This window comes from Enterobacter sp. Acro-832 (genome assembly GCF_011752745.1).
Classification (GTDB): Bacteria; Pseudomonadota; Gammaproteobacteria; order Enterobacterales; family Enterobacteriaceae; genus Enterobacter; species Enterobacter quasiroggenkampii.
In genome coordinates this window covers 116,468-140,650 of sequence record NZ_VWWX01000001.1, presented here as the reverse complement: position 1 = coordinate 140,650, position 24,183 = coordinate 116,468, and the positions used below count along the sequence as shown (strand labels likewise).

Genomic DNA, 24,183 nt, shown 5'->3' with positions numbered 1-24,183 from the left:
CTCCTCTTCTTTTCAGCAACGAATCTCAGACATCCCTATGACAACGAACACAGTTTCCCGCAGGGTCGCGTGGCTACGCGTGGTCACGCTGGCAGTTGCCGCGTTTATTTTTAATACCACAGAATTTGTGCCGGTTGGGCTGTTGTCGGACATCGCTGACAGTTTCCAGATGGAAACAGCGCAGGTGGGCATTATGTTGACCATCTACGCCTGGGTGGTGGCGCTGATGTCTTTGCCGTTTATGCTGCTGACCAGCCAGATGGAGCGGCGCAAGCTGCTGATCGGTCTGTTTGTCTTGTTCATTGCGAGCCATGTGCTGTCGTTTATGGCGTGGAATTTTACGGTGCTGGTCATGAGCCGAATCGGCATCGCCTTTGCCCATGCGGTGTTCTGGTCGATTACCGCGTCGCTGGCGATTCGCCTGGCGCCGGCAGGTAAACGCGCCCAGGCGCTGAGCCTGATTGCTACCGGTACCGCACTGGCGATGGTGCTGGGTCTGCCAATTGGCCGCATCGTGGGGCAATACTTCGGCTGGCGCACGACCTTCTTCGCCATCGGTATGGGCGCACTGGCGACGCTGGTATGCCTGATTAAACTGCTGCCCGCGCTGCCGAGCGAACATTCCGGCTCGCTGAAAAGCCTGCCGCTGCTGATGCGTCGCCCTGCACTGCTGAGCATCTACCTGCTGACCGCCATCGTCGTGACGGCCCACTATACGGCATACAGCTATATTGAACCGTTTGTACAGGTGGTGGCGGGCTTTAGCGCCAACTTTGCCACCGTCTTACTGCTGATCCTCGGCGGCGCGGGCATTATCGGCAGCGTGCTGTTTGGCAAGCTGGGTAACCGGCACGCCTCCTTGCTGGTGAGCAGCGCCATCGGCCTGCTGCTGGGCTGTCTGCTGTTGCTGATGCCCGCCGCGGGCAGTGAAAGCCATCTGGCGGTCCTCAGCCTGTTCTGGGGCGTGGCGATCATGATTATTGGCCTGGGCATGCAGGTGAAGGTGCTGGCCCTGGCGCCGGATGCGACGGACGTCGCCATGTCGCTGTTCTCGGGGATTTTCAATCTGGGCATTGGCGCGGGCGCGCTGGTGGGAAATCAGGTCATACTGCACGTGTCGATGTCGGCCATTGGCTATCTGGGGGCTATTCCGGCCCTGGTGGCGCTGATCTGGTCGGTACTCATCTTCCGTAAGTGGCCGGTGGCGCTGGAGGAACAGGGGCAGCACGGGTGAGGGTTGTTGGTGCCGGGTGGCGCTGCGCTTACCCGGCCTACAAAACCCGTAGGCCCGTGCAAGCGAAGCGCCGCCGGGCAAGACATCAATGATAGGTCTTAATAATCTCCAGCACGCCGTTGATAATAAACTGCACGCCCATACAGACCAGTAAGAAGCCCATCAGACGGGAAATTGCCTCGATACCGCCCTTACCTACCCAGCGCATAATGGCGCCGGAGCTGCGCAGCGACACCCACACGATAAGACCGATAATCGCAAAAATCAGCGGTGGCGCAACCGTCAGTACCCAGTCCGGAAAAGTTGCGCTGTCACGCACCGTTGACGCGGAGCTGATGATCATCGCAATAGTTCCCGGCCCCGCCGTGCTCGGCATGGCAATCGGCACAAAGGCGATATTCGCACTCGGTTCGGTTTCCAGCTCTTCCGATTTGCTGGTCGCTTCCGGCGACTCATGCGCTTTTTGCGCCGGGAACAACATGCGGAAACCAATAAAGGCCACAATCAGCCCCCCGGCGATACGCAGACCAGGGATGGAAATCCCGAAGGTATTCATCACCACCTGTCCGGCGTAGTAAGCCACCATCATGATGGCAAACACATACACCGAGGCCATCATCGACTGATGGTTGCGCTCGGCGCTGTTCATGTTCCCTGCCAGCCCGAGGAAAAGCGCCACCGTCGTTAACGGGTTAGCCAACGGCAGCAAGACCACCAGCCCAAGGCTGATTGCTTTAATTAAATCCAACATAGTGCGTTGTCGTCCTTATCCATATTTAACACAGCAATTATAGGGGTAAAGTGTGACATTCAGCCATGGGGGCAACGTAACGATTATTTTCCTTCAGAAAAGATAACTGTCAGTTATCTCTATGATTTGAAAGACCTCAAAAAAAGTTCATGAAACGTTTTAGCATTTCGTGGCATCGGCTGATTCATTCAGTTGACTTATACTTGCCTGAGCAATAATATCTGCCGTGACTAACTACTTGCCAGGGCAACCATTGTGAAAAGCACCAGTGATATCTTTAACGACGTTGTTCCGCTGGGTCGTCTTATTCATATGGTCAATCAGAAAAAAGATCGCCTGCTCAATGACTACCTGTCACCGCTGGATATCACCGCAACACAGTTCAAAGTGCTGTGTTCCATTCGCTGCGAAGTGTGTATCACGCCGGTTGAGCTGAAAAAGGTGCTCTCTGTCGATCTGGGTGCGTTAACCCGCATGCTCGATCGTCTCGTCTGCAAAGGATGGATAGAACGAAGCCCTAACCCGAATGACAAACGCGGCGTACTGGTGAAGCTAACCAGCGATGGCGCGGCCATGTGCGAGCAATGTCATCAATTAGTAGGACAAACACTGCATCAGGAACTAACAAAAAACTTAACGGCAGATGAAGTGGCAACCCTTGAGCTTCTGCTGAAGAAAATCCTGCCGTAAACAGAAAAAAAGAGGTATGACGATGTCCAGACGCAATACTGACGCTATCACCATTCATAGCATTTTGGACTGGATCGAGGATAACCTGGAATCGCCGCTCTCCCTTGAAAAAGTGTCAGAGCGTTCGGGTTACTCCAAATGGCACCTGCAACGGATGTTCAAAAAAGAGACTGGTCATTCATTAGGTCAATATATTCGCAGCCGCAAGCTGACGGAAATTGCCCAGAAACTGAAAGAAAGCAATGAGCCGATCCTTTATCTGGCGGAGCGTTACGGATTTGAATCACAGCAAACCCTGACGCGTACGTTCAAGAACTATTTTGACGTGCCGCCTCATAAGTACCGAATCACCAGCGTGCCGGGCGAATCCCGATACCTGTATCCGTTAAAACACTGTAGTTAATCATCGCCTGTAACAGACGTAACCGAGGAAATCATGAAAGTTATCGCCTCCGCCGCCCTCGCCTTGCTGGTGCTGTTCTCCAGCCAGACCTTCGCGGAGCAAACCCCTCGTGCAACGCAGCAAAATAATCCTGATACGATGATTTTGCCGTCAGCACATGACCAGTCGCCTTATGATTTCAACCACATGGGTGCTGGTAGCGACAAATCCGACGAATTAGGCGTGCCTTATTATAATCAGCACGGCTTCTGATTCGTTTTTGCCCCGCCGATGCGGGGCTTTTTTTATGCCTTTTCGCTTACCCGCGTCGTCCGACGAACCCGCAGACCAAACACGTTAATGTACAGCCCGGCCATGATCAGCACGGCACCCAACAGCTGCAGCGCGCTTAGCGTTTCATCCAGCAAAATCGCCGCACTGGCAAGTCCTACCACCGGCACCAGCAGAGATAACGGCGCGACGCGCCAGGTCTCATACCGCCCCAGCAGCGATCCCCAGATCCCGTAGCCCACAATGGTGGCGACAAAGGCCAGATAGACGAGAGACAGGATCGTGGTCATATCGATGTCGACCAGACTGTTCAGCATCACCGCCGGACCGTCCAGAATACTCGACGCCAGCAGAAACGGAATAACCGGGATCAGTGCGCTCCACACCACCAGCGACATCACCGCCGGGCGCGCCTCGTGCTGCATAATCAGCTTGTTGAAGATATTCCCGCAGGCCCAGCTCAGCCCTGCCGCCAGCGTCAACATAAACCCGAGCAGCGCCACATGCTGACCATTCAGGCTGGCCTCGATCAGCACCAGCACGCCGAACACCGCCAGGGTGATCCCCGCCAGCTGTTTGCCCTGCAGACGCTCGCCAAACACGAACGCCCCGAGAATAATGGTAAAGAACGCCTGCGCCTGTAACACCAGCGAGGCAAGACCCGCCGGCATACCGAACTTGATGGCGCAAAAGAGAAACGCGAACTGGCCAAAGCTAATGGTCAGACCGTAGCCCAACAGCAGTTTAAAGGGGATCTTTGGACGCGCCACAAAGAAGATGGCCGGGAAAGCGACCAGCATAAAGCGTAAACCGGCCAGCATCAGCGGCGGCATGTTGTGCAGCCCCAGCTTAATGACCACAAAATTGAGCCCCCATACTACGACCACCAGCAATGCCAGCAGCCCGTCTTTCCGCGTCATATCCCGCCCCTGAATTATTAATAATTTGTTAACACTTCAAGGTAACAGAAAAAAGTACATCACGAGAAGATCATTATTTCTGGCAGGCAGCTGAAGCACTTAGGGATAAATCAGGTGCTATACAAGCCCCTTATGTCATGGTAATCCTGTTAACACACATCTAATAAAAGCATAAGCAACTGTCGGGCAGGAATATGAAACCATCTCTCAGGCGCTCAACCGCAGCGCTGCTGGCATCGTCATTGTTGTTAACCATCGGTAGAGGGGCAACGCTGCCGTTCATGACCATCTATCTCACGCGCGTCTACAGCATGAGCGTCGAGAATATTGGTTATGCCCTGACCGTGGCGCTGACCATTGGCGTGGTATTCAGCCTGGGATTTGGCATTCTGGCCGATAAGTTTGATAAAAAACGCTACATGCTGATCGCGATTGTGGCGTTTATCGCCGGCTTTGTGGCGATCCCGCTGGTCAATAACGTCACGCTGGTGGTGCTGTTCTTTGCGCTGATCAACTGCGCTTACTCCGTCTTTTCGACGGTGCTGAAAGCCTGGTTCTCCGACGTACTGACCTCCAGCCAGAAGGCGCGGGTCTTCTCGCTGAACTACAGCTTCCTGAACATTGGCTGGACGGTCGGCCCGCCGATTGGCACCCTGCTGGTGATGTACAGCCTGCAGCTGCCGTTCTGGCTGGCAGCCTTCTGTGCCGCCCTGCCGCTGGGCTTTATCCATTTCTTTGTGCAAAAAAGCGTGGCGTTAGATACCGCAGAGGAGAAGATGCCCTGGCAGCCGTCGGTCTTGCTGAAAGACCGCGCGCTGTTCTGGTACACGCTCTCTGGCCTGCTGGCGTCTTACGTGGGTGGGTCGTTCGCGAGCTGTATTTCGCAATACGTTCTGGCCGCGCATGCGGACAGTGATTTCGCCGAAAAGGTGGTCGCCGTGGTGCTCCCGGTCAACGCTGCCGTGGTGGTGACGCTGCAATATGCGCTGGGCCGCAAAATCTCAGCCAGAAATATCCGCCCGCTGATGACCCTTGCCACCCTGTTTTTTATCGTGGGACTGGGCGGCTTTATGCTCTCCGGGGAAAACCTGGTTTACTGGGGCATCGCTGCCGCCATTTTCACGCTGGGTGAGATTATCTATGCGCCGGGTGAATACATGCTGATCGACAACATTGCGCCACCGGGAATGAAGGCGAGCTATTTCTCCGCGCAGGCGCTGGGCTGGCTCGGCGCGGCGGCAAACCCGATGATCACCGGTATCATCCTGACCAACCTGCCGCATTGGTCCTTGTTTGTGATCATGATGGTCGCCATCGCCATGGCCTGGCTGATGATTTTGCGCGGGATGAGCGTGAAAAGTGAAGATAGCGTGTCGGGTGGCGCTGCGCTTACCCGACCTACAAAACCCTAATCGTAGGCCGGGTAAGGCGAAGCCGCCCCCCGGCAAAAGCAAAAAACTAGTGGTGCAACATCTCCTCCACCACCTGCTCTTTATACATCTCGTTCGGGTAATAGGTCGGCCAGTTGTCCATCTCTTTCAGCAGCGCCTCCTGAGAAGTGTTGCCCATGAAGATATGGAAGTGAGACGAGGCCTTCGGTCCGATGGTATGGTCGCTGAACTGCACGAATTTCGGCGCCTTGCTAGCGGCATCCTTACACTCAAACAGATAGCGAACGCCTTTCTTACCTGACGCGTAGGTCAGAATTTTGTAGCCGCTGTAATCATACTGACACCGGCTGACCGCTTTGCCCTGATGGAATTCCATCACGTTATTTTCGATGCCGATGGCATCCACATCCGTCGCATATCCCGTGCGGTAGTAGGCTTTCACCTCATCAAAGGATTTGCTTTTGTCTTTCTGGGCTTTCTGTCTAAAGACCGGATCCAGCGAACCATCGAGCAGGAACGGATAGACCGACTGCCAGGTGCCGTCCCAGTCAGACAGCGCTCTGTCCTTCACGTCTTTATCCTCAAACACGCCGTTCGCCGCCTTCTGTTCCGCTTCGGTCATCTGATGGCCGTGCGAGTGAGCAAACAGCTGGCCGCTGACCAGCAGCGCCCCCAGAGTCATGGCAAATTTTCCAATATGTGCAGCCAAAGTAACGCCCTCATTCCGTTTTATAAGAATGACGATGTTATATTATAACATTTCAAATCGCAACCAGGCCGCGCACGCCCTCCTGCTCCATGTTTTCGCCCCGCCCGCGCTGAATAATGGTGCCGCGGGACATCAGCAGATAGCTGTCGGCCAGCTCGGCGGCAAAGTCGTAAAACTGCTCCACCAGCAGGATCGCCATGTCACCTCTGTTTACCAGGGTGCGGATCACGTGGCCGATCTCTTTAATAACGGAAGGCTGTATGCCTTCGGTCGGTTCATCCAGGATCAGCAGCTGCGGACGGCTCGCCAGCGCGCGCCCAATCGCCAGCTGCTGCTGTTGCCCGCCGGAGAGATCGCCCCCGCGACGATGCTTCATCTCTTTGAGCACCGGGAACAGCTGCCAGATCTCCTCCGGCACCTGCTTCGCCTCGCGGGCAGAAAATCGCGACAGTCCCATCTGGAGGTTCTCCTCCACGGTCAGGCGCGGGAAAATCTCCCGTCCCTGCGGGACATACGCCACACCAGACTGCACCCGTTGGTGCGGTTTACTGTGGGTGATCGTTTTTCCCTGCCAGATGACCTCCCCGGTTTTCGCCGGGATCAGCCCCATCAGACACTTTAGCAGCGTGGTTTTCCCCACGCCGTTGCGCCCCAGCAGACAGGTGACTTCCCCGGTGACGGCCTCAAAGCTCACGCCGCGCAGGATATGGCTGCCGCCGTAATACTGATTCAGTTCGTTGACCTGTAACATTCCCTCTCCTTAACGTCCCAGATAGACCTCAATCACCTGCTCGTTGGCCTGAACTTCGCGAAGCGACCCTTCCGCCAGCACCCGCCCCTGATGCAGCACGGTCACATGGTCGGCGATGGTTTCAACAAAGCCCATATCGTGCTCCACCACCATCAGGGAGTGTTTGCCCGCCAGCGTTTTGAACAGCTCTGCGGTGTATTCCGTTTCCGCGTCGGTCATTCCGGCGGCGGGTTCATCCAGCAGCAGCAGATGCGGGTCCTGCACCAGCAACATGCCGATCTCCAGAAACTGCTTTTGTCCGTGGGAAAGCAGCCCGGCGCGGCGGTCGCGCTCGCCGGTCAGCCGCAGTAAAACCAGCATCTCGTCGATCCGATCGCGCTGCTCGCCGTTGAGTTTTGCCCGCAGGCTCGCCCAGACGGACTTATCGGTTTTCATCGCGATCTCCAGGTTTTCCCACACCGTCAGCGCCTCAAAGACCGTGGGTTTCTGGAATTTACGCCCGATGCCCTGGCGCGCAATGGCCGCTGGCTCCAGCGCGGTCAGGTCGATGGACTGGTCGTAAATCGCCCTGCCGCTCTTTGGCCGCGTTTTGCCGGTGATAACGTCCATCAGCGTGGTTTTACCGGCCCCGTTGGGACCGATCACGCAGCGCAGCTCGCCCACGCCGATATTCAGCGAGAGATCGGTCAGGGCCTGAAAGCCATCAAAATTGACGTTAATCGCCACAAGCTGCAGGACCGGGTCGGTCTGCTCGCGGTAACGATCGCCGGGTAGCTGGCGGGTGAATAACCCTTCGGCTGGCTGCATTATTTTTCTCCCTTACGAAACAGTCCGTAGACGCCGCGCGGTAAAAACAGCGTAACGGCGATAAAAATCAGCCCCAGAAACAGCTGCCAGTACTCCGGCATCGCAACGGTGAAGAAACTTTTCGCCCCGTTCACCAGCGCCGCGCCAATCACCGGCCCCACCAGCGTGCCGCGCCCACCCAGCGCCACCCAGATGGCGGCCTCTATCGAGTTTGTCGGCGACATTTCCCCCGGGTTGATAATGCCGACCTGCGGCACATAGAGCGCCCCCGCCAGACCGCACAGTACGGCAGAGAGCGTCCACACCAGCAGCTTGAACCCGCGCGGATCGTAGCCGCAAAACGTCAGCCGGTTTTCGGCGTCGCGAACGGCGGTCAGAATGCGGCCAAACTTGCTCTTCGCCAGCGCAAACCCTGTGCCCAGGGCCAGGAGCAGCAACAGCACGGTGGCCAGAAACAGCGCGATACGGGTCGTCGTTTCCGTTACTGAAAACCCGAGCAGCGTGGTGAAGCCGGTAAAGCCGTTATTGCCGCCAAAGCCGGTTTCGTTGCGAAAGAACAGCAGCATCCCGGCATAGGTCAGCGCCTGGGTCATAATCGAGAAATAGACCCCTTTGATCTTCGAGCGGAAGGCAAACCAGCCAAATACCAGCGCCAGCAGCCCCGGCACCAGCACAATCAGCACCAGCGCCCAGGCAAAATGCTGGGTGCCCCACCAGAACCACGGCAGTTCGCTCCAGGAGAGAAACGACATAAACGCAGGCAGACCGTCACCTGCAGCCTGGCGCATCAGGTACATGCCCATCGCGTAGCCGCCCAGCGCGAAGAAGATCCCGTGCCCAAGCGACAGCATACCGGCATAGCCCCACACCAGATCCAGCGCCACCGCAACGATGGCATAGCAGAGGATCTTGCCAATCAGCGTCAGCATCCAGGTCGACAAGGCCAGCGGATGCGTCGCAGGCAGTAAGGCGAAAAACGGCAATATCAGCAGACACACCACCAGCAGGCTGCCTGCAAGTTGCGTTGTGCGTGGCGCTTTGCGCGCCAGCGTTAAGGTCAGCGGCTGGCTCATCAGTCAATTACCCTCCCTTTCAGCGCAAACAGTCCCTGGGGACGTTTCTGAATAAACAGCACGATCGCCACCAGAATCACGATTTTGCCCAGCACCGCCCCCATCTGCGGTTCAAGGATTTTATTAAAGATCCCCAGACCAAATGCCGCGGCCACGCTGCCTGCCAGCTGGCCTACGCCTCCAAGCACCACCACAAGGAAGGAGTCGATGATATAGCCCTGTCCCAGCTCCGGCCCGACGTTACCGAGCTGCGATAACGCCACGCCGCCTAACCCCGCAATCCCGGAGCCAAGCCCGAACGCCAGCATATCGACGCGCCCTGTCGGTACCCCGCAGCAGGCGGCCATGCTGCGGTTTTGCGTCACCGCCCGCACGTTGAGCCCCAGACGGGTTTTATTCAGAATGAGCCAGGTGAAGAACAGCACCAGCAGCACGAAGCCCAGTACCACAATGCGGTTCCACGGCAGCGTCAGGTTGGCAAAAACCTGCACCCCGCCTGAGAGCCATGCCGGGTTCGCCACCTCGAGGTTCTGGGCGCCAAAGGTCATGCGCACCAGCTGGATAAGCATCAGGCTGATGCCCCACGTCGCCAGTAGCGTCTCCAGCGGACGACCGTACAGATGACGGATCACCGTGCGCTCCAGCACCATTCCAATGCCCGCCGTCAGGCAGAATGCGACCGGCAAGGCGATAACGGGATAGAGCGCCAGCCACTGGGGCGCAAGCCCGGCCAACGCCTGCTGCACCATCCAGGTGGCATATGCCCCCAGCATCAGCATCTCGCCGTGGGCCATGTTAATCACGCCCAGCAGGCCGTAGGTGATAGCCAGCCCCAGCGCGGCCAGCAGCAGTACCGATCCGAGGGACAGCCCCATAAACGCCTGGCCCAGCAGATCGCCCCACATCAGTCGGTGCTGGATCTGGCTAAGACTCTCTTCTGCGGCCGCGCGAACGCCGCTATCCGGCTCCGTCTGTGGCTGGGTAAACGGGGTGAGTCTGGACTGTACGTCCGGATCGTCGGACTGGCCTAACAACGCCACGGCCTTGCGGCGCACCTCGGCCTGCGGGCTTGCCAGCTGAAGATTCGCGACCGCCAGCAGCAGCGCCTGACGCGCCACGGCATCCGTTTCATCGCTCACTCGCTTTTCCAGAAACGCGAGCATGTCGGGCCGGGCATCGCGCTGCAGCTGACGCGCCGCCGCCCGCCTTTCAGTGACACTGTCACTCACCAGCTGATGCGTGGCGATGGCGGTCGCAGCCAGCACGCGCAGCCGGTTCGTCAGACGAACGGCTTTGGTTGGGCCCTCTGCCGTCTGACTTTCCCCCAGCGGGATGACGCTGCCATTGCGTTGTGCAAAGGCGTGCTTTTGCGTATCGACGTAGAGGTTTTCTTTTTGCAGCGCCTCAAGGAGCGGCAGTCTTGACGCATCCGGCGCGGCGGCCCACTGCGTCAACAAATTCGCCTGCTGGCTGCGGCTGGCGGCAACAAAACGATCGGCATCCGATGCCTGCACCATCCCTGGCAGCAGTCCGGAAAGCCATACAAGAGCGATGAACAGGCGCATGGCGTTCATGACGTTTCTCCCTGCGGTGATGGCTTAGTTGCTGGCGGTTTTCATCGGCTGGTCGGGCTTTTTGTCATTCCCGGCGATGAACGGACTCCACGGCTGGGCGCGAACCGGCTGTTCGGTCTGCCACACCACGTTAAACTGACCGTTGCCTTCGATTTCACCGATCATGACCGGCTTATGCAGATGATGGTTGGTGGCATCCATGGTGAGCGTAAAGCCTGACGGCGCCTTAAAGGACTGACCGGCCATCGCCGCACGCACTTTGTCCACATCGGTAGTGCCTGCTTTTTCCACCGCCTGCGCCCACATATGAATCCCCACGTAAGTCGCTTCCATCGGGTCGTTGGTCACCACGGTGTCGGCGTTCGGCAGCTTGTGCGCCTTCGCATAGGCTTTGTAATCCGCCACGAACGCCTGGTTAGTCGGATTATCGACGGACTCAAAGTAGTTCCACGCCGCCAGGTTACCCACCAGCGGTTTGGTGTCGATCCCGCGTAGTTCTTCTTCACCGACAGAGAAGGCCACCACCGGCACGTCGGTCGCTTTCAGCCCCTGGTTAGCCAGCTCTTTGTAGAACGGTACGTTGGAGTCGCCGTTGATGGTCGACACCACGGCGGTTTTGCCGCCCGCAGAGAATTTTTTGATGTTGGCGACGATGGTCTGGTAGTCGCTGTGACCAAACGGGGTATACACCTCTTCGATGTCCTTATCCTCCACCCCTTTCGAATGCAAGAACGCGCGCAGGATCTTGTTGGTGGTACGCGGATAGACGTAATCGGTTCCCAGCAGGAAGAAGCGTTTCGCCGCGCCGCCGTCTTCGCTCATCAGGTATTCCACCGCCGGGATCGCCTGCTGGTTCGGCGCCGCGCCGGTATAGAAGACGTTTGGCGACATTTCCTCGCCCTCATACTGCACCGGATAGAACAGCAGGCCGTTCAGCTCCTCGAAAACCGGCAGTACGGATTTGCGCGAAACCGAGGTCCAGCAGCCGAATACCACTGCCACTTTATCCTGGCTCAGCAGCTGACGGGCCTTCTCGGCAAACAGCGGCCAGTTTGAGGCCGGGTCCACCACCACCGGCTCCAGTTTCTTGCCCAGCACGCCGCCTTTGGCGTTGATCTCGTCGATGGTCATCAGGGCGACATCTTTCAGCGGGGTCTCGGAGATAGCCATCGTGCCGGAAAGAGAATGCATTATCCCCACTTTGATGGTATCGGCCGCCTGCGCGCCAAAACTCATCCCCATCGCCACGACGGACGCAGACAACGCGAAGGCTTTTAGTAAAGTACGACGGTGCATATTTTCACTCCTGAAAAAGAACGCTGTGCGAAAACGTCCGTTACGGCGTGGACGCGGAAATAAATGTGTCAGCGAAGCAGGAGCAAAAAGAATGCCAGAATGGAGATAGCGCTATTTCTGGGAGGGGAACGCCGGATGTAAAGAGAACGTCTCACAATGGCACAGCGCTGCACTTTTATAATGCAGCGCTGAGGAGGAAGGTTTTACCAGACTTCGCTGGCGATCTGCGTGACCAGACGGACTTTGTCCCACTGCTGGGTTTCGCTCAGACTATTGCCCTCTTCGGTAGAGGCAAAGCCGCACTGCGGGCTAAGGCAAATTTGCTCTTTCGCCACGTATTTCGCCGCCTCTTCCAGACGGGCTTTAATCCCCTCCGGGTTCTCCAGCTCGCCGTTTTTCGTGGTAATAAGACCCAGCACCACCTGTTGCTTGCCCGGGCGGACAAAGCGCAATGGCGCAAAATCCCCGCTGCGGTCGTTATCATATTCGAGGAAGAAGGCGTCAACGTTGACGGTTCCGAACAGCACTTCCGCTACCGGCTCGTAGCCGCCTTCGGAAATCCAGGTGGATCGGAAATTGCCGCGACAGACGTGCAGCCCGATGGTCAGGTCGTCCGGCTTGCCCTCCAGCGCCTTGTTCAGCACGCGGGCATAGATGCGCGCCAGCTCATCGGCGTCGTCGCCGCGCTCGCGGATCTGACGGCGCTGATCGTCCGAACAGAGATAGGCCCAGACGGTGTCATCCAGCTGCAGATAACGGCAGCCCGCATCGTAGAAGGCCCGAATGGCGTCGCGCCAGGTGGTCGCCAGGTCATCAAAATAGACGTTCAGGTCCGGGTAGACGGTCGCGTCAATGTCTTTGCGACCGCCGCGGAAATGCAGCACGCTCGGGCTGGGAATGGTCATTTTCGGCTGGGCGTTCCCGCTGATGCTTTTCAGATAGCGAAAGTCTTCCAGCATCGGATGCTCGCCAAAGCCCAGCTTGCCGGTGACGCGCACGCCGTGGGCTTTGGTTTGCACGCCGTTAAACTGGATGCCCTGCTGCGAATCGTAACGCTCAACGCCCTGCAGTCCGTCGAAGAAGTCGAAGTGCCACCAGGCACGACGAAACTCACCGTCGGTCACCACATGCAGGCCGCACGCACACTGCTGCTCGACGACGTGGCGAATGGCCTCGTCCTCCACCGCGCGAAGCTGCCCGGCATCAATCTCACCGCTGGCAAATTTCAGGCGAGCCTGCTTGATGGCATCCGGGCGTAAAAAACTGCCGACTACATCGGCGCGGAACGGGGCGTGGTGTCGTTGCATGGAAATCTCCTCAGTCTGCCGGCAATAATTGCCCGCAGTGATAATTCATCATTTGAAGTTTTAGACTTCTGGATGTCTAAATGTCCAAAAACAATGTCATACCTCACCGGTGCCGGCAAACGAGAAAATTTCACGGGTGTTGAAAAAAATTCATCTTCACAGCGCGGCCACGGACGCCTCGCTGGCAAACGCGTAGCGTTCATCTTCCCAGCCGGTGATCCCACCGAGCATGATTTTGACCGGCAGACCGAGACGCGCCAGCTTCAGCGCGGCTCTGTCCGCGCCGTTACAGTGCGGCCCTGCGCAGTAGACGACGAACAGCGTTCCTTCAGGCCATTGGGCCATGCGCTCAGCGGTCATCTGGCTCCACGGCATATGCAGAGCGCCCGGCACATGGCGACGGGCAAACTGCTCCGGGCTTCCCACAACGTGCAGTAAAACAAAGTCCTGCTCATTATGCGTGATGGCATGATGCACATCGGCGCAGTCGGTTTCGACGCTCAGGCGGCGCAGGAAATGGGTAACGGCTTCCTGCGGCTCGGCAGCTGGAAATTCAGTAACATAGCTCATGATCCTTCCTCATCTTTGGCGTTTGTGTTAACACTACTCTATCCACAAATTCAGCCCGTGAATGCGCTCGCTTATGCCAGAAAACAGCAAAAAGATGACAACGTTAAGACAGATTGCCCGCCCTAAGGTGGTGGTGCTGGCGTATGACGGTCTGTGTACCTTTGAGTTTGGGGTGGCGGTGGAAATCTTCGGCCTGCCGCGCCCCGAGTTGGGCGACGACTGGTATCGTTTTGCCGTGGCAAGCGTTGACAGCGGTGAGCTTCGGGCGACAGGCGGGATCCGTATCATTACCGATGGCGATCTCTCCCTGCTTGAGTCTGCCGATCTGATCGTGGTGCCGGGCTGGCGTGGGCTGGACTCGCCGGTTCCGGACGCGCTCCGCAACGCATTACGTCAGGCCAGTGCGCGAGGCTGTCAGCTGCTCTCCATCTGCTCGGGCGTATTTGTGCTGGCCGCCTCGGGGCTGCTGAACGGACGTAAAGCCACGACGCACTGGCGCTACATTGAGACGCTAAAAACCCGCTTCCCTGACATCGACGTGGTCGAGGATGTGCTCTACCAGGACGAAGGCGATATACTGACTTCCGCAGGCAGCGCGGCGGGAATCGATCTCTGCCTTCACGTTGTACGAAGAGATTATGGGATGGAAACCGCCAACAGCGTGGCGCGTCGGCTGGTCATTCCCCCTCACCGGGATGGCTCTCAGCCGCAACAGCTGAGTCGCCCGGTGGCGCAGCTGCGCGAAAGCCAGCGCCTTGGTCAGCTGTTTGATTTTCTGCACACGCATCTTACCGAGCCGCACAGCGTCGACTCGCTGGCGCGCCGCGTCGGTATGAGTCAGCGCACGTTTCTTCGTCGCTTCGAAGCGGCAACGGGAACGACGCCTGCCCGCTGGTTACTCAATGAGCGCCTGCTGCGGGCGAAAGATTATCTGGAAAGCAGCCGTTTAAGCATCGACAGCATCGCGGAACAGACCGGGTTTGGTCAGGCATCGACGCTGCGTCATCATTTCCGCCAGCAGTTCGCGATTTCCCCGGCCCAGTACCGTAAACAATTTTCTCATTCTGGTACAGCCCGCTGAGGCGTTAGTTTTATGGTTAATACGGAGCACCTGATGGTCACCACACACGTTTTTATCGCAACCAGTCTTGATGGCTACATCGCCAAACACAATGACGATATCGAGTGGCTGCTGCAGCGCGATGACCCGACTGAGGATCATGGCTATGCGGCGTTCATCGCGGACAAAGAGTGGATCGTGATGGGCCGGGGGAGCTATGAGAAGGTGCTGACTTTTGACACCTGGCCCTATGACCGGCCCGTGCTGGTCCTCTCCCGACGGCTGGCCGACACGCCGGTGCCCGACGTACTGAGGGGAAAAGTACAGTTTTCCGGCCGCACGCCAAAGGAGGTACTCGACGATCTGGCGATGCAGAACGTCCATCGCGTCTATCTTGATGGTGGGCAGGTGATACAGTCGTTTCTGCGGGAAGGACTGGTCGCCGATATGGTGATCACGACCGTTCCTGTCCTGCTCGGCTCGGGTAAATCACTGTTTGGCGCCCTGCCCAGGGATATCGACTTGACGCTGGTCTCCAGCCGCAGCTTCCCTTCGGGTCTGGTGCAGTCGCACTACCGACTGATGCCGTAAAACCACGGTAAACACTGCGCAAAAAAAAACCGCCAAAAATGGCGGTAAATGCTTGCATGGATAGATTTGTATTTTGGTCTCTACGTCCCGACACGACATGACCGGGCTGCGGATCCCATACAAGCTAACACCCGTTGTCTTAACGAAGGTTAAACAGCCTTTTTTAACCCGCATGGGTAAAGCTCTCTCATGACATGCAGCGCGCCCGAAATCATACTCTTTGACATTTCCTTTGCGCTAATTTGAAGTTTTGAATAATAACCATAATAAATAATCGGCATGATCAAGCCGCAATGTTATTCGGCGGTGACTTCATGGTTAAAAAAGGTTTATCTCTCGTGATGCTGATCTGTGCCCTTTTTTCAGGCCAGCTTATGGCCGGGCACAAAGGACATGAATATTTGTGGGTAAAGAATGTGGAGCATCAGCTGCGTCATGAAGCCGACAGCGATGAATTGCGAAGTGCGGCGGAGGAGTCGGCGGAAGGTTTGCGCGAACACCACCTGTGGCAGAAATCGCGCAAACCGGACACGCACCTTCGATAATTAGCTGCCCTTGCGTTTTGGCAGCGTTTTCATCAGATCGTCCGGACTGACGGACGCCACAATACTGCCGGGCTGCGGCATTTTGAAGATGTGGTTTTTCATCTTGCCAATCACATGCATTTCGCAAGGACGGCAGTCAAATTTAAGAGTCAGCACTTCGTCACCGTTTACGAGCTGCATAGGGGTAGCCTTCCAGCTCTTGATGTTGCCTTTCGCCTGCTTAGGGCACAGGTTAAACGCGAAACGGAGGCAGTGCTTGGTGATCATCACCGGCACATCGCCCTTCTCCTCATGCGCTTCATAGGCCGCGTCGATCAGCTGCACGCCGTGGCGATGATAGAATTCACGTGCTTTATGGTTATAGACGTTGGCCAGGAAGGATAAATGCGTATCCGGGTAGACGGGCGCAGGAACGGCTTCCGCTTTACGGCTAGCGCGCGGGTAGTTCGCCAGGCGCGCGTCATCCAGCATCTCGGCGGTTTCACGGCGGAACTGGTTGAGCAAACTGTTCGGCACAAACAGGGCATCCGGCAGGTTGACCTCAACGTTGCGGGCGTAGTAAATCGTCTGACCCAGCTTCGCGACGCCATCCTTCAGGCTGTTGAGCGCTTTCTCCGCGTTGTTTGCCACCTCGAACAGGCCATCAAGCGTATGCGTTACGCTGATGCCGTCTTCACAGGTCATGGTCAGAATCAACTGCTCTTCCCAGCCGCCCAGTTCAATGTCCACCGCAATACGACGTTCGCTGGAGGTTTTCAGCAGCGCCTGCTGCCAGTTATGATCGAGGTTACGGTTAAGCGCCGCGTTCGGTCGCGCCTTGTAGAGATCGGCCGGCATTTCATTCGGCCACACGCGGTAGCGGTTCTCGCCGGTTTTTTCGACCGTGTTGGCGCGGAAGCCCACCACTTCACGCTTAATCATCACGTTAAGGCCATCGCCGTTCGCTAGCGGCTCCGTCACCGCAACATCAAGGTGATCTTTCGCCACTTTCAGCACTTCGCCAACCGGCAAGCCGATAAACTTCGGTGAGTCAAACGCGCCGATATCCCCTTTACGGGCATTCACAAAATAGTCCGTGCTGCCGCGGTGGAACGTTTTGTCCGTCGACGGAATAAAGAAATGCTCGGTACGACCGGCCGACGCGCGCGCCAGGTCACCGCGATCCTCGATAATGGCATCCAGCATCTGGCGATAGTGCGCGGTGATGTTCTTCACGTAGCTCATATCTTTATAGCGCCCTTCAATCTTGAAGGAACGCACGCCCGCGTCGATCAGCGCGCCCAGGTTGGCGGTCTGATCGTTATCCTTCATCGAGAGCAGGTGTTTTTCAAATGCCACGACGCGGCCCTGATCGTCTTTCAGGGTATACGGCAGACGGCAGGCCTGTGAACAGTCGCCGCGGTTGGCGCTGCGCCCCGTTTGCGCGTGGGAAATGTTGCACTGACCGGAATAGGCGACGCACAGCGCGCCGTGGATAAAGAATTCAATCGTCGCGTCTGTCGCCTGGTGAATATCGCGGATTTGATTCAGGTTCAGCTCGCGGGCCAGGACGATCTGCGAAAAGCCGACGTCAGAGAGAAACTTCGCCTTCTCAACCGTGCGGATATCACACTGGGTACTGGCGTGCAGTTCAATGGGCGGAATATCCAGCTCCAGCACGCCCATATCCTGAACAATCAGGGCATCCACCCCGGCCTGATAGAGATCGGTAATCAGACGTTGCGCAGGCTCCAGCTCATCATCATGAAGAATGGTATTCAGGGTCACGAACACTTTCGCCCCGAAACGGTGGGCGAACGGCACCAGTTCAGCGATATCGCTCAGGCTGTTGCTGGCGTTATGGCGGGCACCGAAGCCAGGACCACCAATGTAGACGGCATCTGCGCCATGAAGGATCGCTTCACGGGCAATGGCGGCGTCACGGGCCGGGCTTAAAAGTTCAAGATGATGGGATTGCAGGCGCATACTTCGTCGTTATCCGTTATGGTCAAAATGGCGGCTATTGTAGTCAGAAGTCTGCGTCAGCGAAACAGTTTTGCGTAGCCTCAGCGGGGATAATGAATCAGGGAGTGAAAATGCACCGTCCGGTCACTGCTGTTGCGGTAGGCATGCGGTTTATCGCCGGCGAAGCGGACGCCCGAATCGGCAGAAATCGTCTGCCACTTGCCCTCGAGCTTCATCTCCAGCTCGCCGCTGACCACCACCACATGTTCAATCACCCCTGCCTCATGCGGCGTGGATTCACTCAGGGCACCGGGGGCCAGGGTAATGGAGAAATAATCAAACCGGAGCGCCTCGTCCCACGGAAAGAGCGGCTTGACGACCATCGCCTGCTGCTGCGGGTCAAACACCGCCTGTCGGTCCGCCTCAGGCGTGATGAAGGCGGAAAACGGCACGTTCAGTCCTGTGGCAATTTTCCACAGCGTCGACACCGTGGGGCTGGATTCATTTCGCTCGATTTGCCCGAGCATTGCCTTTGACACGCCGGTCTCGTCCGCGAGCTTCGACAAACTCCAGCCGCGTGCCTGGCGCAGCGTTTTCAATGTGGTTGCAAGATGTCGTGTGATGTCCATGTTCCCTCCTGGTGACATTCAGCATACCACTTGTACGCTATAGCGCACAGTGCTACCTTACTGCGGACGTTATAACGCACAACGGAGTTTTCATGCGCCCTTCCTCTCATCTTATTCCAGTCGCACTGGCTGGATTTGTCGCCGTGCTGGTCGGTTACGCCAGCTCGGCAGCCATCATCTGGCAGGCCGCCGCCGCGGCAGGCGCCAGCGCGCAGCAGATTGCGGGCTGGATGACCGCGCTGGGGATTGGGATGGGCGTCAGCACGCTGGCGCTCTCCTGGTGGTACAAAGCGCCCGTACTGACCGCCTGGTCGACGCCCGGCGCGGCGCTGCTCGCCACCAGCCTGCACGGCGTCACGCTGGCGGAAACCATTGGCGTGTTCATCTTTGCGAATGCGCTTATTTTGCTCTGCGGCGTTACCGGGCTTTTCGCCCGTCTGATGAAGTTGATCCCCCATTCACTTGCTGCCGCCATGCTGGCCGGGGTATTGCTGCAGTTTGGCCTGCACGCGTTTGCGCATCTGGAGGGGCACTTTCTGCTGTGCGGCAGCATGATTGCGGCGTGGCTGATCGCGAAAGCGCTGTCGCCGCGCTATGCCATCGTGGTCACGCTGCTGGTAGGCGGTATGGTGGCATGGGTCGGTGGTGACGTTGTCACGGATAAGCTCACGCTTTCACTGGTGATGCCCGAATTTATTGCGCCCGCCTTCACCTTCACCAGCCTGGTGAGTATTGGCTTGCCCTTCTTCCTGGTCACCATGGCCTCACAAAACGCGCCGGGGTTCGCCACGATGAAAGCCTCCGGTTACCCGCTGGCGGTCTCACCGCTCATTATCGTTACGGGGGGAATGGCGCTGCTGTTTTCTCCGTTTGGCGTCTTTTCAATCTGCATTGCGGCCATTACCGCCGCCATTTGCCAAAGCCCGGATGCACACCCGGATGCGGGTAAACGCTGGCTGGCGGCCATCGCTGCGGGAGGGTTTTATCTTCTGGCGGGAATTTTCGGTGGCTCCATTACCGGACTGATGGCCGCGCTGCCGCTCAGCTGGATCCAGACGCTGGCCGGTCTGGCCCTGCTGGGCACCATCAGCGGGAGTTTATATCAGGCGCTGAGTCACGAAGCGGAGCGCGACGCGGCTATCGTCACATTTCTGATGACCGCAAGCGGCGTGACAATCCTGGGCATCGGTTCGGCATTCTGGGGGCTGGTGCTGGGCGGGGTATGCTACGCCCTGTTTTCACGCGCTCGCCGCGCGTAGCTGCGAAGGCGTCATGCCCGTCGCGCTGCGAAAGCGGTTGCTGAAGTGGCTGGCGGAGTTAAACCCGCAGGCAAGCGCGATCTCCGTCAGCGGCGTCGTCGTATGCTGGACAAGGGCTTTCGCTTTATCCATTCGCCTCTGCATCACATACTGATGCGGCGCCAGCCCCGTCGACTGGCGGAACATGCGGGCAAAATGGTATTCGCTGAGGGCAGCCTGCGCCGCCAGTTCGGCCAGCGTCAGGGGCTGCCCGAGATTCTCTTCGATAAAGGCGAGGACGTTGCGCAGCACAAACGGCGACAACCCTCCCGTGACAACCGGCAGCTTCCACTGCACGTTTGAGTAGTTTTGCAGCAGATGGGTCAGCAGCAGCGTGGAGGCCGTGCTCAGGGCCAGCTGATTGGCGTGCTGCTGCCAGTCACAGCCCAGTAAAAACTGGCGATACAGCGTGGTGATCTTCGGATCGCTGCCAAAAATACGCTCGTCCAGAGTCAGCGAAAGCGGTCGCTTGTCCCAGATTTTCTCCCCCACGTCGCGCAGGTGTTCATCGGTGCAGTAGAGATGCACAAACGACAGGTCATCACGGATATCCCACGTCGATTCGCTCTCTTTGGGCATCAGGCAGAAACGGTCCGGCCCCCCACCGTTCTTCCAGCCGCCCGGCGTTTTTTGATAGCTTTCGTAGCCGTCCGCCACGTACAGGCTGAGGGTATGATGGTTACTTTTAACGGTTATCGTGTCGTGCTTGTTGTACCACGCTGCCAGCTGAATACCCGAATTCAGCGAGATGGTTTCCCGCAGGACTGCATTCTGTTGGCAAAGCGTTTCAAAGGTATCGTAAGCGTGAGACATAACCGTTAGCGCATGAATGATCGGAATATCAGTCTAAAAAGAGTTGTCCCCCGTTGCCAGACCCCAGGGAAGAAAAAAGCGCAAGATTTTGCAAGTCACCCGCAAGCAGGTGAAAGCCCGATACGCAGTTCAGCGCCATACTGCGGGCTTCCGCGGTTTGAGAAGAGACAACTATGAACGCATTATTATATGGACTCGTGGTCATTATCTGGGGAACCACCTGGATTGCGATTTTCCTGCAGCAAGGCCCCGTCGCGGCGCCGGTGTCGATTTTCTGGCGCTTCGCCGTCGCCAGCCTCACCATGATGGTGGTGTTACTCGCCCTGCGTCGCCTGCGCACGCTGGCGCTTCGGGATCATCTTTTTTGCCTGCTTCAGGGATGCTGTGTTTTCTGCTTTAACTTCTGGTGTTTTTACACGGCAGCGGCACATATCAATACCGGACTGGAGTCGGTGATCTTCTCCATGGCGGTGCTCTATAACGCCATTAACAGCTTTATTTTCTTCGGACAGCGCCCGCCCGCGCGTTTCTGGACGGCGGCGGCACTGGGGCTGGTTGGGATTGTCACCCTCTTCTGGGACGATCTGCTGGCCAGCGGCTGGAGCGCGTCACTCCTGACCGGCATTGGGCTTTCCGCGCTCGGAACCTACGGCTTCTCGCTGGGCAATATGATCAGCATGCGCCATCAGCGCAGAGGCCTGGAAACCATGACCACCAACGCCTGGGCGATGCTCTATGGCACGCTGGTGATGGGCTGCATTGCGCTGTTCAGAGGCGATAGCTTTGTGCCGGAATGGACGGTGAACTATCTCGGCGGGCTGGTGTATCTGGCCCTGTTTGGCTCGGTGATTGCTTTTGGTGCCTACTTCACGCTGGTGGGACGTATTGGCCCAGGCAAAGCGGCCTACAGCACGCTGCTCTTTCCGCTGGTGGCGCTCTCCATCTCCACGGTCTATGAAGGCTACGTCTGGCATGTCAACGGTATCGTGGGATTAGTGCTGATCCTGGGAGGAAATATGGTGATGTTTACCAAACCGGAAACCTGGTTCAGACGCTTACGGATGGCGTAAATAAAAAGGCCTGCATTACGCAGGCCGTTTTATTTTATTTTGCGGTCTTTTTCACATCAAACATGGTGGCATCCGTCGCCATATCATCAACAACCTGCTTCAGCGTCGCAAAGGTCATTGGCGTGCTTTCGTTATTCAGCTCTTTACCTTCGCCTTTACGTACCACCTTCATGACCGGTTTGTTGGTGGCCGCATCGATCAGCTCGCCTTCAAAGAAGAGATGCGTATCCATGGTGCGGTGTCCGGTCGCCATCTGCGTACCGGCAACCACCAGCGCAACAGGCACCACTTCATAGAACTGCAGCCCCTCTTTCTGCGAACTCACCCCGGTAATCGCGCCGCGGAAAATCAGGCTATGTTTACCCGGCGTGGTCACAACCGGCTTACGCGTACCAATCGCCGTTTTCATTTTGTTATTGGTGTAATTCAACAACTCATCAAGCGTTTTTTGACCAATTTGCGTGGTCGGTTTTGGCGTTGGGTAATAGGTAATCGGTGTCCAGAGAATACTGTCGTAGTTAGCCTCATTATAAGAAGGATCAACCCAACGCAGCGTTGGTTTACCCGTCGCAGACGTTGTCTGCTGCAAGCCTGAGTAGTCTTTTAAAAAGCCGGAGTATTGTTCTGGAGCGGCGACTTTTGAAGAACAGCCCGCCAACGCCAACAGACCAGTAAGCACTGCAACTTTAAAAAAAGTTTGAGTACGCATGATAGTTTTCCATGTTATCTGCAAGTATGCATTTGAAGTTATAGCAAAAGACGGGCGGGTTTGTTGTGACAAAAAATGATGCGGTGAGCACAAATTGCAAAAAGATTGCCCGGACACAAGCCGGGCAGTGAAAAATTACTGATTTATATCCACTTGCCAGAACAGATGTTTGCCAAACGGGTCGATTTCATAGCCCTTCACCTCCTTGCGTACCGGTTCGAAAATCGTTGAATGCGCAATCATCACCGCAGGCATCTGGTCATGCATCATCTGCTGCGCCTCTTTATACAACGCCACGCGTTTATCATGATCGGTTATCGATTTCGCCTCGGCAATGAGGTTATCGAAGGGTTTGTAGCACCATTTCGCCGAGTTTGACCCGCCGTTCGCCGAGGTGCAGGTAAAGAGCGGGCCGAAGAAGTTATCCGGATCGCCGGTGGCCGTCGTCCAGCCCATCAGCGCGGCCTGATGCTCTCCGCCCTTCACGCGTTTCAGATACTCGCCCCATTCGTAGGTAATGATTTTGGTCTGTACGCCGACTTTCGCCCAGTCCGCCTGAATCATCTCCGCCATGCGTTTCGCATTCGGGTTATAGGGACGCTGAACCGGCATCGCCCATAAATCGATGCTGACGCCGCTGGCAAAGCCGGCCTCTTTCAGCAGCGCTTTGGCTTTTTCAGGATCGTAGTCGTAATCCTTAAGCTCGCTGTCGGCACTCCAGACGCCCGGCGGCAGCAGATTCTTCGCCACGGTGCCGGTACCGTGGAAAACCGCATCAATAATGGCCGGTTTGTTGATGGCCATCGCCAGCGCCTGACGGACCTTCACGTTATCCAGCGGCGGCTTCTGCGTGTTGAACGCCAGGAAGCCGGTATTCAGTCCGGCTTTGCTCATCAGGTTGATATCTTTGTTGGCCTTCATGCGCGGCAAATCGGCCGGGTTCGGGAACGGCATCACCTGACATTCGTTCTTCTCTATTTTGGCAAAACGCACGGAGGCATCCGGGGTGATGCTAAACACCAGCCTGTCCAGCTTCGATTTCCCCTGCCAGTAGTCGGCAAACGCCGTGAACAGGATCCGGGAATCCTTCTGATACTGCGCCAGCTTAAACGGCCCGGTGCCGATGGGCTCCATATCCACCTTCTCCGGCGTGCCCGCTTTCAGCATCGCGTCGGCATACTCCGCTGAAAGGATCGAGGCAAAATACCAGGCCAGATCGGCGACAAACGGCGCTTCCGGGTGCGCCAGGGTGAAGCGCACGGTGTGGTCATCGACTTTATCAATGGCGGTAATCAGGCTGCCGAACTCCAGGCTTTCGAAGTTGGAATAGCTGCCGTTAGAGACGTTGTGGTAGGGATGATTCACGTCTTTTTGCCGCATAAACGAGAAGATCACGTCGTCGGCGTTAAAGTCACGGGTCGGCGTGAAGGATTTATTGCTCTGGAATTTCACGCCCTTACGCAGATGGAAAGTGTAAACCTTGCCGTCGTCGCTCACCTCCCAGCGCTCCGCCAGGCTCGGCACCAGCTCCGTGGTGCCGGGTTTGAAATCGACCAGACGGTTATAGACCGGCACGGCGCTGGCGTCGACGCTGGTTCCTGAGGTGTAAAGCTGAGGGTTAAAGTTTTCCGGCGATCCTTCGGAGCAATACACCAGCGTTTTCGCAGCGACAGCGGAACTGACCGTGAGTGCCGCGAGCGCCAATGTGAAAGTTGTGAGTTTGCTTGTCATCATTTATTCCTGTCTTTTTAATTCGACGGCTAATTAATTCTTTTGCC

The 24,183-nt window shown here is 57.0% G+C and carries 25 protein-coding genes; 10 read left to right on the top strand and 15 right to left on the bottom strand.

Going from position 1 to position 24,183, the window contains the following annotated elements; all coding sequences use genetic code 11:
* The first annotated feature begins 37 nt into the window (after positions 1-37).
* Entirely contained in the window at positions 38-1,234 is a 1,197-nt protein-coding gene (locus F3J31_RS00630; protein ID WP_167210603.1) for a sugar transporter, read from the top strand.
* 85 nt (positions 1,235-1,319) lie between these two features.
* On the opposite strand, the gene F3J31_RS00625 is transcribed toward F3J31_RS00630, so the two are convergent.
* Positions 1,320-1,985 carry a MarC family NAAT transporter gene (locus tag F3J31_RS00625; RefSeq protein WP_032651801.1) on the bottom strand — a complete coding sequence of 222 codons (666 nt, stop codon included), beginning with the start codon at positions 1,983-1,985 and terminating at the stop codon, positions 1,320-1,322.
* Between the two features lie 255 nt (positions 1,986-2,240).
* On the opposite strand from F3J31_RS00625, the gene marR reads away from it, so the two are divergent.
* The 3 genes from marR to marB are packed head-to-tail and all read left to right on the top strand — an operon-like array spanning position 2,241 to position 3,330.
* A complete protein-coding gene (marR, locus tag F3J31_RS00620) occupies positions 2,241-2,675 on the top strand; it encodes a multiple antibiotic resistance transcriptional regulator MarR (protein ID WP_008502236.1) in 435 nt (144 codons plus the stop codon).
* 22 nt (positions 2,676-2,697) lie between these two features.
* On the top strand, positions 2,698-3,078 hold the full coding sequence (marA, locus tag F3J31_RS00615) for an MDR efflux pump AcrAB transcriptional activator MarA (protein WP_008502237.1): 381 nt from the start codon (positions 2,698-2,700) through the stop codon (positions 3,076-3,078).
* Positions 3,079-3,111: 33 nt separating this feature from the next.
* On the top strand, positions 3,112-3,330 hold the full coding sequence (marB, locus tag F3J31_RS00610; protein WP_008502238.1) for a multiple antibiotic resistance protein MarB: 219 nt from the start codon (positions 3,112-3,114) through the stop codon (positions 3,328-3,330).
* A 32-nt stretch (positions 3,331-3,362) separates the two neighbouring features.
* Here the strand turns inward: marB and eamA are convergent, their stop codons facing one another.
* Positions 3,363-4,268: an O-acetylserine/cysteine exporter gene (gene eamA / locus F3J31_RS00605; RefSeq protein ID WP_021242508.1), complete on the bottom strand. Its 906-nt coding sequence runs from the start codon at positions 4,266-4,268 to the stop codon at positions 3,363-3,365.
* Between the two features lie 194 nt (positions 4,269-4,462).
* Between eamA and ydeE the strand changes: the two genes are divergently transcribed.
* Positions 4,463-5,680: an efflux MFS transporter YdeE gene (gene ydeE, locus F3J31_RS00600; RefSeq protein ID WP_167210600.1), complete on the top strand. Its 1,218-nt coding sequence runs from the start codon at positions 4,463-4,465 to the stop codon at positions 5,678-5,680.
* Between the two features lie 46 nt (positions 5,681-5,726).
* Here ydeE and zinT read toward each other — a convergent pair whose 3' ends face one another.
* The 8 genes from zinT to F3J31_RS00560 all read right to left on the bottom strand — a co-directional run bounded on the left by zinT (position 5,727) and on the right by F3J31_RS00560 (position 13,746).
* Positions 5,727-6,368, bottom strand: coding sequence for a metal-binding protein ZinT (gene zinT / locus F3J31_RS00595; RefSeq protein ID WP_048030493.1), 642 nt, complete (start codon positions 6,366-6,368; stop codon positions 5,727-5,729).
* Between the two features lie 52 nt (positions 6,369-6,420).
* Positions 6,421-7,119 (bottom strand): urea ABC transporter ATP-binding subunit UrtE, encoded by a 699-nt coding sequence (gene urtE, locus F3J31_RS00590; RefSeq protein WP_167210597.1) that lies wholly within the window; start codon positions 7,117-7,119, stop codon positions 6,421-6,423.
* Between the two features lie 9 nt (positions 7,120-7,128).
* The gene (gene urtD / locus F3J31_RS00585; protein WP_167210593.1) at positions 7,129-7,926 is read right to left on the bottom strand and encodes an urea ABC transporter ATP-binding protein UrtD; all 798 of its coding nucleotides are present in this window, start codon (positions 7,924-7,926) and stop codon (positions 7,129-7,131) included.
* Positions 7,926-8,999: an urea ABC transporter permease subunit UrtC gene (urtC, locus tag F3J31_RS00580; protein ID WP_045910528.1), complete on the bottom strand. Its 1,074-nt coding sequence runs from the start codon at positions 8,997-8,999 to the stop codon at positions 7,926-7,928. The genes urtD and urtC overlap by 1 nt, the downstream gene beginning before the upstream one ends.
* A complete protein-coding gene (gene urtB / locus F3J31_RS00575) occupies positions 8,999-10,573 on the bottom strand; it encodes an urea ABC transporter permease subunit UrtB (protein WP_167210591.1) in 1,575 nt (524 codons plus the stop codon). Before urtB ends, urtC begins: the two co-directional genes overlap by 1 nt.
* 24 nt (positions 10,574-10,597) lie before the next feature.
* Positions 10,598-11,869 (bottom strand): urea ABC transporter substrate-binding protein, encoded by a 1,272-nt coding sequence (gene urtA / locus F3J31_RS00570; RefSeq protein WP_023618714.1) that lies wholly within the window; start codon positions 11,867-11,869, stop codon positions 10,598-10,600.
* A 203-nt stretch (positions 11,870-12,072) separates the two neighbouring features.
* Positions 12,073-13,176, bottom strand: a complete 1,104-nt coding sequence (locus tag F3J31_RS00565; protein WP_069719246.1) for a cobalamin-independent methionine synthase II family protein — start codon at positions 13,174-13,176, stop codon at positions 12,073-12,075.
* Between the two features lie 156 nt (positions 13,177-13,332).
* Positions 13,333-13,746: a rhodanese-like domain-containing protein gene (locus tag F3J31_RS00560; RefSeq protein WP_008502248.1), complete on the bottom strand. Its 414-nt coding sequence runs from the start codon at positions 13,744-13,746 to the stop codon at positions 13,333-13,335.
* A gap of 73 nt (positions 13,747-13,819) precedes the next feature.
* Between F3J31_RS00560 and ftrA the strand changes: the two genes are divergently transcribed.
* From ftrA to F3J31_RS00545, 3 genes are all read left to right on the top strand, one after another.
* Positions 13,820-14,827: a transcriptional regulator FtrA gene (gene ftrA, locus F3J31_RS00555; protein WP_167210587.1), complete on the top strand. Its 1,008-nt coding sequence runs from the start codon at positions 13,820-13,822 to the stop codon at positions 14,825-14,827.
* Positions 14,828-14,860: 33 nt separating this feature from the next.
* The gene (locus F3J31_RS00550) at positions 14,861-15,397 is read left to right on the top strand and encodes a dihydrofolate reductase family protein (RefSeq protein WP_167210584.1); all 537 of its coding nucleotides are present in this window, start codon (positions 14,861-14,863) and stop codon (positions 15,395-15,397) included.
* Between the two features lie 314 nt (positions 15,398-15,711).
* Positions 15,712-15,942 (top strand): DUF2554 family protein, encoded by a 231-nt coding sequence (locus F3J31_RS00545; protein ID WP_167210581.1) that lies wholly within the window; start codon positions 15,712-15,714, stop codon positions 15,940-15,942.
* Here the strand turns inward: F3J31_RS00545 and F3J31_RS00540 are convergent, their stop codons facing one another.
* Positions 15,943-17,907: a U32 family peptidase gene (locus F3J31_RS00540; RefSeq protein ID WP_023618976.1), complete on the bottom strand. Its 1,965-nt coding sequence runs from the start codon at positions 17,905-17,907 to the stop codon at positions 15,943-15,945.
* Positions 17,908-17,987: 80 nt separating this feature from the next.
* On the bottom strand, positions 17,988-18,515 hold the full coding sequence (locus F3J31_RS00535) for an XRE family transcriptional regulator (RefSeq protein WP_048030503.1): 528 nt from the start codon (positions 18,513-18,515) through the stop codon (positions 17,988-17,990).
* A gap of 92 nt (positions 18,516-18,607) precedes the next feature.
* On the opposite strand from F3J31_RS00535, the gene F3J31_RS00530 reads away from it, so the two are divergent.
* Positions 18,608-19,774: a benzoate/H(+) symporter BenE family transporter gene (locus tag F3J31_RS00530; RefSeq protein ID WP_126533892.1), complete on the top strand. Its 1,167-nt coding sequence runs from the start codon at positions 18,608-18,610 to the stop codon at positions 19,772-19,774.
* On the opposite strand, the gene F3J31_RS00525 is transcribed toward F3J31_RS00530, so the two are convergent.
* Positions 19,754-20,626: a helix-turn-helix transcriptional regulator gene (locus F3J31_RS00525; protein ID WP_167210578.1), complete on the bottom strand. Its 873-nt coding sequence runs from the start codon at positions 20,624-20,626 to the stop codon at positions 19,754-19,756. The genes F3J31_RS00530 and F3J31_RS00525 overlap by 21 nt on opposite strands.
* Positions 20,627-20,799: 173 nt before the next feature.
* On the opposite strand from F3J31_RS00525, the gene F3J31_RS00520 reads away from it, so the two are divergent.
* The gene (locus F3J31_RS00520) at positions 20,800-21,696 is read left to right on the top strand and encodes an EamA family transporter (protein WP_167210575.1); all 897 of its coding nucleotides are present in this window, start codon (positions 20,800-20,802) and stop codon (positions 21,694-21,696) included.
* A 34-nt stretch (positions 21,697-21,730) separates the two neighbouring features.
* On the opposite strand, the gene F3J31_RS00515 is transcribed toward F3J31_RS00520, so the two are convergent.
* A complete protein-coding gene (locus tag F3J31_RS00515) occupies positions 21,731-22,405 on the bottom strand; it encodes a DUF3313 domain-containing protein (RefSeq protein WP_045910520.1) in 675 nt (224 codons plus the stop codon).
* A 135-nt stretch (positions 22,406-22,540) separates the two neighbouring features.
* On the bottom strand, positions 22,541-24,136 hold the full coding sequence (locus F3J31_RS00510) for an ABC transporter substrate-binding protein (RefSeq protein ID WP_167212003.1): 1,596 nt from the start codon (positions 24,134-24,136) through the stop codon (positions 22,541-22,543).
* Positions 24,137-24,183: the final 47 nt, after the last annotated feature.

Bases quoted from the DNA above. Each gene is read 5' to 3' on its own strand.
- F3J31_RS00630 (WP_167210603.1), top strand. From the start codon at position 38: ATGACAACGAACACAGTTTCCCGCAGGGTCGCGTGGCTACGCGTGGTC.
- F3J31_RS00625 (WP_032651801.1), bottom strand. From the start codon at position 1,985: ATGTTGGATTTAATTAAAGCAATCAGCCTTGGGCTGGTGGTCTTGCTG.
- marA (WP_008502237.1), top strand. From the start codon at position 2,698: ATGTCCAGACGCAATACTGACGCTATCACCATTCATAGCATTTTGGAC.
- marB (WP_008502238.1), top strand. From the start codon at position 3,112: ATGAAAGTTATCGCCTCCGCCGCCCTCGCCTTGCTGGTGCTGTTCTCC.
- eamA (WP_021242508.1), bottom strand. From the start codon at position 4,268: ATGACGCGGAAAGACGGGCTGCTGGCATTGCTGGTGGTCGTAGTATGG.
- ydeE (WP_167210600.1), top strand. From the start codon at position 4,463: ATGAAACCATCTCTCAGGCGCTCAACCGCAGCGCTGCTGGCATCGTCA.
- urtE (WP_167210597.1), bottom strand. From the start codon at position 7,119: ATGTTACAGGTCAACGAACTGAATCAGTATTACGGCGGCAGCCATATC.
- urtD (WP_167210593.1), bottom strand. From the start codon at position 7,926: ATGCAGCCAGCCGAAGGGTTATTCACCCGCCAGCTACCCGGCGATCGT.
- urtC (WP_045910528.1), bottom strand. From the start codon at position 8,999: ATGAGCCAGCCGCTGACCTTAACGCTGGCGCGCAAAGCGCCACGCACA.
- urtB (WP_167210591.1), bottom strand. From the start codon at position 10,573: ATGAACGCCATGCGCCTGTTCATCGCTCTTGTATGGCTTTCCGGACTG.
- urtA (WP_023618714.1), bottom strand. From the start codon at position 11,869: ATGCACCGTCGTACTTTACTAAAAGCCTTCGCGTTGTCTGCGTCCGTC.
- F3J31_RS00565 (WP_069719246.1), bottom strand. From the start codon at position 13,176: ATGCAACGACACCACGCCCCGTTCCGCGCCGATGTAGTCGGCAGTTTT.
- F3J31_RS00560 (WP_008502248.1), bottom strand. From the start codon at position 13,746: ATGAGCTATGTTACTGAATTTCCAGCTGCCGAGCCGCAGGAAGCCGTT.
- ftrA (WP_167210587.1), top strand. From the start codon at position 13,820: ATGCCAGAAAACAGCAAAAAGATGACAACGTTAAGACAGATTGCCCGC.
- F3J31_RS00550 (WP_167210584.1), top strand. From the start codon at position 14,861: ATGGTCACCACACACGTTTTTATCGCAACCAGTCTTGATGGCTACATC.
- F3J31_RS00545 (WP_167210581.1), top strand. From the start codon at position 15,712: ATGGTTAAAAAAGGTTTATCTCTCGTGATGCTGATCTGTGCCCTTTTT.
- F3J31_RS00540 (WP_023618976.1), bottom strand. From the start codon at position 17,907: ATGCGCCTGCAATCCCATCATCTTGAACTTTTAAGCCCGGCCCGTGAC.
- F3J31_RS00535 (WP_048030503.1), bottom strand. From the start codon at position 18,515: ATGGACATCACACGACATCTTGCAACCACATTGAAAACGCTGCGCCAG.
- F3J31_RS00530 (WP_126533892.1), top strand. From the start codon at position 18,608: ATGCGCCCTTCCTCTCATCTTATTCCAGTCGCACTGGCTGGATTTGTC.
- F3J31_RS00525 (WP_167210578.1), bottom strand. From the start codon at position 20,626: ATGTCTCACGCTTACGATACCTTTGAAACGCTTTGCCAACAGAATGCA.
- F3J31_RS00520 (WP_167210575.1), top strand. From the start codon at position 20,800: ATGAACGCATTATTATATGGACTCGTGGTCATTATCTGGGGAACCACC.
- F3J31_RS00515 (WP_045910520.1), bottom strand. From the start codon at position 22,405: ATGCGTACTCAAACTTTTTTTAAAGTTGCAGTGCTTACTGGTCTGTTG.
- F3J31_RS00510 (WP_167212003.1), bottom strand. From the start codon at position 24,136: ATGACAAGCAAACTCACAACTTTCACATTGGCGCTCGCGGCACTCACG.